The organism is Paenibacillus sp. CCS19 (assembly GCF_033239625.1).
Classification (GTDB): Bacteria; Bacillota; Bacilli; order Paenibacillales; family Paenibacillaceae; genus Paenibacillus_T.
Map to the genome: position 1 here is coordinate 14,919 of NZ_BTCK01000035.1, position 12,146 is coordinate 27,064.

Here is a 12,146-nt window from a genome sequence, read left to right on the forward strand (position 1 = left end):
CTACTAGGAGGTAGTGCGAGTGAGCGAATTCCAATCCGTCCTTATCGACCGTCGATCCGCCAATCGATTCGTTGAACATGTAGATATTGCCCGGCATGAGTTAGAAGAGATATTCGCATTAACGAAATATACGCCGACGGCCTACAACTTGCAGCATGCCCATTACGTAGCGGTAACGGACCGCAGGCTGATTGAGCGTATTTATGAAGCGGCTCATAAGCAGTACAAGATTAGAACCGCTTCGGCCGTCATCTTCGTGCTTGGCAATACGAAAGCGCATCTGAACGCGCCGGAGATTAACGAGGGCCTGAAGACGTTAGGGCTGCTTAGTGAACAGGAGTACCAGACGGTCGTCGACAACACGATCCAATTCTACGAGAGCCGCGGAGAAGATTTTCAACGGGAAGACGCAGTGCGCAATGCGAGCTTATCGGCCATGAACCTCATGCTAATCGCTAAGGATAAAGGCTGGGATACTTGTCCGATGCACAGTATCGAGGAACAAGCGCTCAAAGAATTGATTGAAGTGCCTGAAGGCTTCATTCCTGTCATGATGATCACGATCGGACACGCTTCCCCAGAAAGTATGCGTCCTCGCGGTTATCGCAAACCAACAGGAGAATATGTCACCTATATAGGCTAAAATGACGAAACCCCAGTACCGGCGTACTGGGGTTTCATGTTTTTACTTATGAACGACCATCCATGTGCCTTCTGCACAGAATGGCGTCTCCGGCACATGCAGAGCGCCATTATCGATGCACTGCTCGATGACAGCACCGATGAACCCGGCGGTGGCCTGAAGCACGAATTGATGGTATTCCCCGATGAGATGCTGCGGCACATATTGCTGGATAAAGCCGTGAAGCGCATCAGCCATCGGTTCCACGAGGCTGTCGACCGTCTGGGCGAAGCCGCTGGCAAGGGCATGAAGGGCTACCTCGTCTGCTGCATCGACCATCAGAATTTTCGGATAGAGCTGACCAGCCTCTTTACGCAAATAGCCAGCTTCGATCGCTTTCGAGGCGATTTCCTTATCCTCTTCGGTAAGCGTCTCAATTGCCAGTCCGCCAACAGCATTCAGGGCCATCATCATAGCAGGATCCTGCGAGATGTTATGGCCGCAGCTGAAGTGCTTCTGGATTCGCCTTCCGTAGATGTTTGACGCAAATACTTGACGGTAGCCGCAAATATTGGAGGCGCTAATGCCATCGCAGCCATAGAATCCGATCTCAATATCCTCGTCTTCTCGTACAGCAAACCCGAACGTATAGAATTCTCGCTCGGTTCGCGCGATGCTAGCGTAATAGTTGTCCGTCAGCCACTGCTGCAGCCTGCCCTCGAATGACCACACCATGCGAGAGATGAGCGACCAGGCGATGAATGACAGGTCCGATTGCTTAATGAGAAAAGGAAAGCCAAGAATGGCTTGTTGGTTCTGGTCCAAGTAGTTCTTTATTTGCAGTGCGACTTTGGTTGTATATTGGTTATATTCCGCCTGCACCTTGCGATAATCAGCAGCATCCAGCATGATGATATTGGAGATGTAGCGGTTATTGTCCAGTTTCCTAAGCAGTCCGTAATGTCCGTTCTCCCCGCGGCATTGAATTTCAAGCTCATCCTCGATAAAAGGCATGGGCACATGCAGCAGCTCGGACAGTTCCTTGGCGCTGCGTGCCGTGTTCTTGCACAGGTAGACGAGGTTCTGCGAGAACCGTCTCTCTGCCTTCGTTCTTGGGTCATTGCCCACAGGGCGGCCCGATCCTACGAATATGAGCCTTATCGGCTTCAATGCTAAGCTCGTAATGTCCATCTTCTCAACCTCTTTTCGAATGGCGTTGCGGGCAGAGAACAAGCGCTGCTTCACGGTTGTCTCCGAAATGCCAAGCGTGCGGGCGATGTCCGACGTTTTCCGTTCATCCAGGTAATACATCACCATGACGTCTCGATACATTTTCGATAGGAAGGCAATTTCCCGTCTGATTCGATTAAGCATGAAGGCATCATATTCGCTGTTAATCAACTCGTCGATCGCATCGATGGTGCTGCTTAATCGGACATCGGTATAGGCGGCTCTGGCTGCCCGCTGCCTCCGCTTCTCGGAGAAGTCAGCGTATACGCGCTGCGCGATGGTCCATACGAATCCGTGGAAATGCTCAATGGCAGGCTGCTTGCGGATGCTGTGGAGCAGTGCCACTACGATTTCCGAGCACAAATCCTCGGCTTCATATGAATTGCTGCAGCGCTTATAGGCATAGCCGAACAACGTGTCTAGAAACGCTTGGTCATCAAGGAGCTGAAGGGCTTCTTCTGTCTGCATCTTTACACCTGTCTTTGCGTGATTTCATTCGCGAATGATTTCATCCTAATAGTCGGTTGAGAATAGATTTGGTTAGGTAGATGGTAGAAATAATTTCAATTATATATGAGATTTAAACTGCCGTTCATCATCTATTGACGGGCAGTAATTGTTTCTATACAATTATGGGTAATAATGACAAGGTGGTCGTTTAGTGTTTGTGACTTTACTTAACGTTTGAATTGCATAGGAGCTAGGCCTGCGGCTCAGCATGCTTGCCTGAAAAAGCGTCTTCGTGAGACGTTTATTTCATGCTGCAGCCCGGACGCTTCTGGCTCAAACGTTAAGCGCAGCGTATATCAGTCAGTGTCCCTTAGAGGCATGGAATGAGGATGTGTTGTCGTCCGAAATCCATGCCTTTTTTTTGCGTCCAATACGATGAAGGAGCTATGACAATGACAAACTTAAACAGCCCGATTATTACTGATATTTCGAAAGAATCCATGATCCGCTCGATCGATAACAGCCTGTCTTGCTATCCCTACTATCTTGCTCGCCTGCCTCACGCGGAGATCCATGAAGATGATGATCTTCTATGGATCAGCTCGGGCGTACCGATCTATTTCTTCAATGGCGTATTCAGAAGCGCGATAGCCGCAGGCGATAAGAGAAAGCGGATTGACGCGATTATACAAAGCTTTCGCGCTGCCAAACAGTCTTTCATCTGGCAGCTCGGGCCTACCTCGCAGCCTTCCGATCTTGCGCAGCATCTGCTCGCCGCGGGGTTCGAGCATGACGAGTCGGAGCCCGGCATGGCGCTCGATCTTCACTATTTTCACCCATCGGAAGTGCAGTATCCCGTCGAATTTACTGTACGGCAAGTCGTTAGCGGAGATATGTTGAAGGACTGGGTGAACGTATGGGCGTTCGGTGCATCGGATCACATTCCGCTTCTGCAGCAGATGTACGCGCAATTGGGGTATCAAGAAGCAAGTTATCGCTATTATGTCGGTTACTTGGAGGGGCGACCTGTTGCGACTGTCATGCTGTTCCTGGCTGCCGGCGTTGCGGCCGTTCACCATGTAGTGACACTGCCTGAAGCGAGAAACCGGGGCATTGGAACTGCTGTTACAGCTCACGCATTGACAGAGGCGAAGCGCGCAGGCTACCGCATTGCGATCCTGACGGCCTCCGAGGATGGCTTTAACATTTATCGCAAGCTGGGCTTCGAGGTGTACAGCACTATTCACAAGTATGTTTATCGCGTTTAGTTCCATTGCCTGGCGGCTGTAACCGCGAGTCTTCAGCAACGTATAGCACCTATATATTCCCATGCCTTGATCGAGAGGCATGCTTTCTGCAGGCCTGTATTCTATCACACAATAGAGGAGTGACAGCGTGGACTATATCCGTGACTATACGATGTATGCGGCGGTGTTCGGCATGTTCAGCTTCAGTTGGTTCGGTTGGGCGCAGGAACGGCCAAGGGCGAGCTGGCGCAAATATCTCGGCATCGCCTCCGGGCTGGCGCTGCTTGTCTGTCTCGTTGGCGTTTACTTGAGCATTAACAACTGGAGCAAGCCGTCGGCTTTGAACGACAATACGTCGTTAACCGCGTATTCGGTCACTGTGTATACGGAATTCATAGTCGCAGGTGTAGGGGCTTTCTTATTCCTCCGGAGGAATAAGAAAGAGTATGTTGCGCCGTGGATCGCACTGGTCGTCGGTGTCCACTTTACTGGCTTAGTCAGTGTCTTCAAAGACCCAGGTCTGTATGTACTTGCTGCGCTTCTCGTTGCCGTCTCTATTGCTGCGATTGTGATAGGGCCTCGGTTGAACGTAGCCACCAGCGCGATTACAGGAATCGGAGCGGGTACGGTGCTGCTGATCTATGCCATTATAGGCTTGGCTCGTTATTTGGCTTGGTATTACGTTCTGGACATATAAGCTTGTACACTAACCTTCGAAGGCTGCTCGGTCCAACATTTTGGGACGTGGGCAGTCTTTCTTTTGCTCGGAAGCTGCATTATAATATATCCAATTCGAACTTAGGGGGTTAGATACCGATGGCAATGGCTCGAGATTGCCGGACTGGCACAGCCTCATGCAAAGCCTGAGAGGGAGGCGATCTTTGCATGGGAAGGCCACGGCTTCGCCCATAATAACGCATTTATCGTTTCTAGTGATGGCTTTGCACCTTATTGACTGACGACTATTCAACTAACAATAAGGGGCTGAATTGCCAATGTGCGAACCATTCATTAGAGGATATCAATATAATTTCGTGAGAAATCAAGCCGATTACGTCCTTCACACCCTCCGAACGGTTGGTGATCCCAAGGTCGTAGAAGGCGTCCGTTCCAGCGCGCAGGCGAAGGTAGCCGAGTTGTTCCCGGATGTGACGGACAGCCGGATGACGATGCTCGAATCGATCGCGGGTCTGCGAACAGGCGAAGATCTGCAGAAGTATGTGCAGGGGCTCGAGTCTTATCTGATCGCGTTCCCGCCCATTACGGAGCAGCAGATTCGGAAGCTGTTCCCGAAGAACAAGAAGCTGAAGCTGCCTGATCTGGCGCAGATCGACTTCCGCTATGTGTCTTACCTGAGCTGGGTTGATATCTCGACGAACAAAATGTTCATCGTCTACCACAAGGACGGCAAATTCGTAGGCGTAGAAGGTCGATTCACGGAGACGAACAAGAAAAGCTACTGCTTCGTCTGCAACCGGTTTGAGAAGCTGGCTTTGTTCTCGGCGATTTCCCGCAAGAGACCTGCGAATGTATCCTCCGATTACTACAAATCGGTCGGCAATTACATTTGCACGGACGGTCATATCTGCAACAAGAACGTGACCGACATTGCGCAGCTTGAGAGGTTCATCGACGCCGTGCTGGAGTAGCACTTGAATAGCAATAGAATGACAGAGCAGTCCAAGGGCCGCTGGCATTAAATTAAGGCTTAGGGCCCGAAATCAACAAAAAGAGCAGGTTATCGCAAGGATAACCCGCTCTTTTTTGCGCGAATGGAATGTTTAATTCCACAGATACACGTTATCGACGTAAACCGATGCTGTGCCGGACGAATTGCTTGCGTCAATGAACTGAATGCCGTATTCCTTGATATTGGTTTTATCGACGCCCGTCAGATCAAGCGTGAGGTTGATCGTGCCGTTCGCGCCGATTGTTGCCCAGCCGCTGTCTTTCCAGGCGTAGTTGCTGCCGTATTTGACATACAGCTTAACGCCCAAGCCAGATCCATAGCCGCCCCATGTGGAGCCGTGCACGGTTGCTCGGAGCTGATTGAAGCCCGTCACGTTGAAGGTGCCGGTTTTGTACATGTAGTGCGCCGAACCGCTCGCCATCGGGATGTCTACTTGCAGGGAGTGGGTATTCTTGGAGGCCCATGCCGTTGTGGACCATGGTCCGCCGCTAATCGTTCCGCCAGCCCAGCCTTCCGTGCCCGATTCGAAGTCATGATAAATGCTCGCGGTTGTACCTCCAGAGCCTCCGGTGTTTCCGCTCAGATAAGATTTCAGCCACTGGAGCGAAGGACGCTCCGTACCGTTGGAGTTGAGGAGATGCGTGCCGTTGATCCATGTTTGGCCTTGAATATAGCCCCACAGCGTAATGCCTTTCACGTTCGGATTCTCCCACAGCACAGGGAACTTCTGCTGATACCGGGCGAGCTGGGTCGCGTCATCGCCTGTCATGTCGAGCTCGGATACATAAATCGGCAAACCAGTTGCCGACAGTTTGCCCAAGACCGTATTCATCGTGCTGACGGATACGGTGTCCATACTGAATTGGTGACATTGGATGCCGATGCCGTCGACCAATCCGCGGCTCTTTAGAATGTTAATGATATTGACGTACTGATCCGCTAAGTTAGGATCGTTAATGATGCCATACTCATTAATGAGCAGCTTGGAGTTCGGGAATGCTGCCCGGGCTTGTTGGAACGACCAGATGATCCAATCCCATCCGGTTGCGCCGTCGCCGCCGATTGCGTTGCGGTAATCCGGCTTCGCGTGCAAAGGTTCGTTGACGACGTCAACAAATTCGGAGCCGCCATATCGCTGTCCGGCTAATTGGATCCACTGCGTAACTTCCGCCTTCTGATCGGCGGCCGACAGGCTGCCGACCCAGCTCGGCTCTTGACTGCCCCAGACGAGCGTATGGAACTTGAAAGGCATGCCATTGCTCTTGGCATAGTTATAAGAGGTATCCGCTTGCCCCCAGTTCATCGAGTTGCGCGCGCCTTCGACGGAGCCCCACTTCGTCCCGTTCTCCGGCGTTACCTGATTCCAATACGTGCCGAAGCTAGATGGAACGCTGCCTGCTATGATATTCCCCAAAAATTTGCTACCGCTTACAAGACTGGCTTGCGCATAATCGACCGAGAGGGATGTAATAAGCATTCCGGCTAAAGCAATCGTACCAACAAGCTTTGCAAGTTTGTTTGCGAACAGAACAATTCCTCCTTTAATAAGTTCAATTTCTCTCTGTTTGCTCATGCAGTCAGGGATGCTTCGTTCCTTACCAATAAACAACAGAAATAGTTATGCAGAAAGTTCTACCACCTCCCTCGTCTGTAAATGTAAGCACTTACAAAGGGATTATAGCGAATGAAATCACCGCAATATACAGGGGGAAATATAGGGGTTTACCCTTCAAAATCTAGATGTGAGCAGCACGGCGCAAGCAGCCTTAACATCGAAGGTTAGGTTTCATTCAAACCTAGATAGGGCCATTCGTGAATGTATCATTAAGAACATAAATTTGGTCACCAAAAGAACATCCGATTTAGTTGTTTATATATTCTGTACGCCTTAATCGGCACCGTTCCGTAAGCCTGCCGACCGCGTAAGCGACGATCGGCAGGACGAAACGAACAACCCGAAATGGAAAAAGCTGTTGACATCCTATTTGTTTATGTCATAATGACTATATAAATTAATAAGGTCGATATGACAATGTAAAATGCTTCATCTACGTTTCAACCAACAAGGGAGGTACGCGCAATGAACAAAACAATCACAATGGCGGCGCTTTGCTTGGCGATGTTGGCTGTCGCTTATTTCACTTCATCGACGACGCTCGAGATGGTGGCGACGATCACGGGACTGTTAAGCGTCTGGCTGACCGCTCGCGAGAATATTTGGGCCTGGCCGATCGGGCTAATAAATGTGGCATGTTTCTTCTACATGTTCTGGGACGTTAAGCTGTATGCCGATATGACGCTGCAAGTATTTTTCTTCGCGCTGAGCATCTACGGCTGGATTGTCTGGCTGACCAAAAGGGGTTCGGGCCGCGTAAGACCGACACGCCGCATAGGCAGAGGGCTGGCAATTGGTCTGCTCCTGCTGCTGCCGCTCGTCACTTGGGGCTGGGGAGCCTGGCTGGCAGCCTACACGGACGCATCGATTCCTTATGCGGATGCTTTCATCGCAACTTTAAGTTTGATCGCTCAGTATCTTCTTTCATACAAAATCTTAGAGAACTGGTACTGCTGGCTGCTCGTCGACGTGCTGTCGGTCGGGATGTACGCGTACAAAGAGCTGTATGCGGTCGCTTTCTTATACGTCATTTTCTTGGCTATCACTGCAACAGGGCTGTATTCGTGGCACAAACAGTGGCGGGCAGCGAACAGTGCGAATGTTGGGTATGGCGACAGCGAGGCAAGGCATAGGGGAGAGATCGGCTATGAGCGGTAAGAAGATCGGACTGACGCTTGGCAAATACGCGCCGTTCCATCGCGGGCATCAGCATGTTATTGATACGGCGCTGATGGAGATGGATGAGGTCATCGTTATCATATACGACTGTCCAGAGACGATCGATGTTCCGCTGTCTGTGCGGGCGGGGTGGATTCGGCGCCTATATCCCGACGTACGGGTGATCGAGGCATGGGATGGTCCGACAGAGACTGGAGATACGCCGGAGATTAAGCGAAGCCAGGAGCAGTATGTGCTGGGATTGCTGCAAGGGCAGCGGATTACCCATTTCTACAGCAGTGAGTTCTATGGCGAGCATATGAGCGAAGCGCTGCATGCGGTGAACCGGTTGGTGGATCCTGAACGTAGAGAGGTGCCGATCTCAGGCACGCGTGTCCGTGAGATGCCCTATGAGGAGCGCGCATTCGTGCATCCCGTTGTCTACCGCGATCTGATCGCGAAGGTCGTATTCCTTGGCGCGCCGTCGACGGGCAAAACGACGCTCGCCGCCTATATGGCGGATCGGCACAACACCGTATGGATGCCGGAGTATGGTCGTGAATATTGGGAGCTCCATCAATCCGACCGCAGGCTGACACAGGATCAGTTGGTGGAAATTGCGGAAGGTCATCGAGATCGGGAGGATGCGCTAGCGCTTCAGGCACGTCGTTACTTGTTCGTGGATACGAATGCAATTACGACGTATATGTTCTCGCTCGATTATCACGGGGCTGCGCATCCGAATCTGGCGGCGCTGGCAGAGGAAGCGTCGAAGCGATACGACCTCGTCTTCTTGTGCGAGGACGACATTCCTTACGATGATACGTGGGATCGGTCTGGTGCCGTTCATCGCGGGAAGTTCCATAAACAGATCAAGGCGGACCTGCTCACGCGGCGTATCCCGTTTATCCCGCTGCGAGGCAGCCTGGAAGAGCGGGCTGACCGAGTTGACGAGGTAATGAAGCTGTTTGCGAAATATCGGAGTTTGGGCGAGCGGTTGTAGCTTACAGGTGAACTGAAGGGAGAGGAGCGGTGGAGATGGTAGAGTCATTAAGTTTGTTGGAACGCATTCGGGGCGGCCTATACGGTGTCGCCGTGGGAGATGCACTCGGAGGAACGACGGAATTCATGTCGAGGACGGGGATACAGAAGACGCATGGTTATCTGACGGAAATCATCGGCGGCGGTGTGTGGGGCCTGGAGCCAGGCGAAGTGACGGACGACACGATGATGACGCTGTGCGTGGCGAATGGCATTATGGAGCAGCCCGATGCGCCGATGGCGGCGATCGGGGAGCATTTTCTAGCATGGTATCGGTCCGATCCCAAGGATATCGGCAACATTATTCGGCGAGTATTCGGCAGGTATGACGGCGATTGGATGGAAGCTGCATTTGTAGCGCATATGGACTTGGGACAGAGCGCTGGTAACGGGGCGTTGATGCGCTGCTTGCCAGTAGCGCTGGCATACGACAATTTGGAGGAAATGGAGCGGGTCTCCCGGCAGCAGGCGAAGATGACGCATTACGACGAGCGCTGCGCTGCAACCTGTGCGATGTACAATCGGATTGCGTATCGGATGCTGGCAGAGAGAGCAGAGCTGAGAGAGACTATTGCGGTCGAGATCGCTGACACCGAATATGCTGACCTGCTCCAGCCCGGTGCGCATCCGGGTTGCGAGCCAACGGGCTATGTCGTTGATACGCTGCGCTGGGTGCTCCATCTGCTGCTAACCTCGAACAGCTTCGAAGAGGTCGTTCAGCGAGCAGCCAACGAGGGCGGCGACTCGGACACGATCGGGGCAATAGCCGGTGGCTTGGCTGGTATTCACTATGGGTATACGGGCATTCCGCAGCGTTATGCGGAGCGGATTTTGATCAAAGAGAAGTTGGATATGTTGAGTGAGCAATTGAATGCGCTGCGGCTCGGCCGATAGCGTGGACAAATCAAAGCACTCACGCACAGGAAGCGGAGAACAGGCTGCAATTGCCCGGATGCCATTCCTCTAACGGATACCACAGTGATTATTACGGCCAATACGTCGGGATTACGCGTGTAACGGTTGTGAGAGTGGCTATTGTAGAAAAATGAGGCTATAGGGGCCCGTGTAGAGCTAATAAGCTCGAAAACACCCTTTAGAAATCAAAATGGCACGTTTCAGCCTAAATAGGCTCATACGGCAACCTTTAGTAACGCTGTAACGGCCTAGTTGTGCGGGCAGCCGCACCTGTAATAAAATCGTATATACTTTCAACGAAGGCCTTCCCTCGGGAGGCCTTTTCTGGTCGTCTGCGGATAATTCCCAGCAATCAACCGAACAATAAAAGTTGGTCTAGTTCCAGCTTGTTCGCAAAGGAGCCCTTATAAATGAAAATAAATGCAGCCGTATTGAAGAAGAGAGTTGCCGTCGCGGCCAGGCGAGAGCCAGCCGATACAGTCGTGAAGAACGGAACGATCGTCAACGTATTCACGGGACGGATGATGGAGGGCGACATCGCGATTGTGGATGGCGTCATTGCGGGGATCGGTACATATGAAGGGCGCGAAACGATTGATGCGAGTGGCAAAATCATCGTTCCCGGCCTAATCGACGGCCATGTCCATATCGAGAGCTCGATGCTGCTTCCACGGGAGTTCGCGAAGGTCGTATTGCCGCATGGCGTTACAACTGTCGTTACCGATCCGCATGAAATTGCGAACGTAGCGGGAGCGGACGGCATTCAGTATATGCTCGATGACGCAGAGGGCTTGCCTCTGGACGCGTATGTCATGCTGCCATCCTGCGTACCCGCGACTGAATTCGAGAGCAATGGGGCAACGCTGAATGCGGACCAACTGGCGCCTTTCCTCTCGGACCCTCAAGTGCTGGGGCTTGCGGAAGTAATGGATTTCCCCTCGGTGGCACGCGGGGATGATCGCATGATGGACAAGCTCGTGACAACCCAGCGCCATAATGGCTTAATTGATGGGCATGCAGCGGGTATCGGCAGAGACGATCTTAACATCTACATGGCAGCGGGCATTCGAACCGATCACGAAGGCATCAACAGCCAGGAGGCACAGGACCGGCTGGATCTAGGGATGTACTTGATGATACGCGAAGGCACAGTAGCGAAGGATATGGAGGCCATGCTGCCGGTCATCACCGAGCGTAATGCGAGGAGATGCGTGTTCGTCACCGACGATAAGCTGCCGGACGATCTAATAGAAGAAGGCAGCGTCGACCACATCGTACGTCTTGCCATTCAGAAGGGCTTGGACCCGATTATTGCTGTACAAATGGTGACGATCAACACGGCCGAATGCTTCGGACTTCGTCATCTAGGGGCAATTGCAGCAGGCTATCAGGCAGACTTCCTGCTGTTGGATGACTTAAATAGCTTATCGATTGATCAGGTGTACAAAAAGGGACAGCTTGTCGCTCGCGATCAGAAGATCATCGATGCGGCATTCGGCAGCAGTCAACCGACGACATCTCAGCGCCATCCGCTTCCTAAGCTGCATGTGAAGGGAATGACGCAGGACGATTTGAACCTCCCGGTGCAATCGAACGAGTGCAATGTCATCGAGATTATTCCGAACTCACTCGTTACCCGTCATCGAGTCGAGACGGTCAAGGTGAAGGACGGGTTGTTCATCAGCGATACCGAGAACGATCAGTTGAAGCTGGCTGTTGTTGAACGGCATAAAGCGACCGGCAATATCGGTCTGGGGATCGTTAAGGGGTTTCAGTTGAAGGAAGGTGCGATTGCGACCACGATCGCGCATGATTCGCATAATATTGTTGTGGTCGGCACGTCGGATGATGCGATGATGATCGCGATTCAGGAGCTGCAGGCAAGCAATGGCGGGATCGTCGTCGTCGACAGTCAGGACGTTAGAGCCGTACTTCCGCTTCCAGTCGCGGGTCTCATGTCGGACCGCCCCTATGAGGAAGTGTACGAATCGCTGAAGGGATTGAATGAAGCTATTGCACGTATTGGTGCGACGACGGCCTTCAATCCGTGCCTCATGCTGTCTTTCCTGACGCTGCCCGTGATCCCGGAGCTGAAGCTGACGGATCGGGGCTTGTTCGAGTTCTCGTCCAACTCGCATATTGACGTTTCGGTTAGTCCGATTAAGGCGTGAGCCTCTC

Annotated in this window: 10 protein-coding genes and 1 pseudogene; 8 read left to right on the top strand and 3 right to left on the bottom strand. The window is 52.2% G+C overall.

All coding sequences use genetic code 11. The annotated features are described in order from the left end of the window. The first annotated feature begins 19 nt into the window (after positions 1-19). On the top strand, positions 20-643 hold the full coding sequence (locus SBI19_RS21020; protein ID WP_317971482.1) for a nitroreductase family protein: 624 nt from the start codon (positions 20-22) through the stop codon (positions 641-643). Positions 644-685: 42 nt separating this feature from the next. Here SBI19_RS21020 and SBI19_RS21025 read toward each other — a convergent pair whose 3' ends face one another. Beyond that, complete coding sequence (locus SBI19_RS21025; RefSeq protein ID WP_317971483.1) at positions 686-2,320, bottom strand: RNA polymerase sigma factor; 1,635 nt, start codon at positions 2,318-2,320, stop codon at positions 686-688. A gap of 434 nt (positions 2,321-2,754) precedes the next feature. Between SBI19_RS21025 and SBI19_RS21030 the strand changes: the two genes are divergently transcribed. From SBI19_RS21030 to SBI19_RS21040, 3 genes are all read left to right on the top strand, one after another. Further along, complete coding sequence (locus tag SBI19_RS21030) at positions 2,755-3,570, top strand: GNAT family N-acetyltransferase (RefSeq protein ID WP_317971484.1); 816 nt, start codon at positions 2,755-2,757, stop codon at positions 3,568-3,570. Positions 3,571-3,697: 127 nt separating this feature from the next. Continuing rightward, a complete protein-coding gene (locus SBI19_RS21035) occupies positions 3,698-4,246 on the top strand; it encodes a hypothetical protein (protein WP_317971485.1) in 549 nt (182 codons plus the stop codon). A 298-nt stretch (positions 4,247-4,544) separates the two neighbouring features. After that, on the top strand, positions 4,545-5,198 hold the full coding sequence (locus SBI19_RS21040) for a FusB/FusC family EF-G-binding protein (RefSeq protein ID WP_317971486.1): 654 nt from the start codon (positions 4,545-4,547) through the stop codon (positions 5,196-5,198). 132 nt (positions 5,199-5,330) lie between these two features. On the opposite strand, the gene SBI19_RS29525 is transcribed toward SBI19_RS21040, so the two are convergent. After that, positions 5,331-5,834, bottom strand: a complete 504-nt coding sequence (locus SBI19_RS29525; RefSeq protein ID WP_348538018.1) for a hypothetical protein — start codon at positions 5,832-5,834, stop codon at positions 5,331-5,333. After that, a pseudogene (locus SBI19_RS21045) lies at positions 5,820-6,716 on the bottom strand (endo-1,4-beta-xylanase); the annotation flags it as partial. The gene SBI19_RS29525 and the pseudogene SBI19_RS21045, both read right to left, overlap by 15 nt. 603 nt (positions 6,717-7,319) lie before the next feature. Between SBI19_RS21045 and pnuC the strand changes: the two are divergent. The 4 genes from pnuC (at position 7,320) to ade (ending at position 12,139) form a co-directional block, all read left to right on the top strand. Continuing rightward, positions 7,320-8,012, top strand: a complete 693-nt coding sequence (pnuC, locus tag SBI19_RS21050) for a nicotinamide riboside transporter PnuC (protein ID WP_317971487.1) — start codon at positions 7,320-7,322, stop codon at positions 8,010-8,012. Further along, positions 8,002-9,015 carry an AAA family ATPase gene (locus SBI19_RS21055; RefSeq protein ID WP_317971488.1) on the top strand — a complete coding sequence of 338 codons (1,014 nt, stop codon included), beginning with the start codon at positions 8,002-8,004 and terminating at the stop codon, positions 9,013-9,015. Before pnuC ends, SBI19_RS21055 begins: the two co-directional genes overlap by 11 nt. A gap of 35 nt (positions 9,016-9,050) precedes the next feature. Further along, complete coding sequence (locus SBI19_RS21060) at positions 9,051-9,947, top strand: ADP-ribosylglycohydrolase family protein (protein ID WP_317971489.1); 897 nt, start codon at positions 9,051-9,053, stop codon at positions 9,945-9,947. Positions 9,948-10,378: 431 nt separating this feature from the next. Continuing rightward, entirely contained in the window at positions 10,379-12,139 is a 1,761-nt protein-coding gene (gene ade / locus SBI19_RS21065; protein WP_317971490.1) for an adenine deaminase, read from the top strand. Positions 12,140-12,146 lie beyond the last annotated feature (7 nt).

Coding starts and splice junctions, on each gene's coding strand:
- SBI19_RS21055 (WP_317971488.1), top strand. CDS start 8,002: ATGAGCGGTAAGAAGATCGGACTGACGCTTGGCAAATACGCGCCGTTC.
- SBI19_RS21030 (WP_317971484.1), top strand. CDS start 2,755: ATGACAAACTTAAACAGCCCGATTATTACTGATATTTCGAAAGAATCC.
- pnuC (WP_317971487.1), top strand. CDS start 7,320: ATGAACAAAACAATCACAATGGCGGCGCTTTGCTTGGCGATGTTGGCT.
- SBI19_RS21060 (WP_317971489.1), top strand. CDS start 9,051: ATGGTAGAGTCATTAAGTTTGTTGGAACGCATTCGGGGCGGCCTATAC.
- ade (WP_317971490.1), top strand. CDS start 10,379: ATGAAAATAAATGCAGCCGTATTGAAGAAGAGAGTTGCCGTCGCGGCC.
- SBI19_RS21025 (WP_317971483.1), bottom strand. CDS start 2,320: ATGCAGACAGAAGAAGCCCTTCAGCTCCTTGATGACCAAGCGTTTCTA.
- SBI19_RS21040 (WP_317971486.1), top strand. CDS start 4,545: ATGTGCGAACCATTCATTAGAGGATATCAATATAATTTCGTGAGAAAT.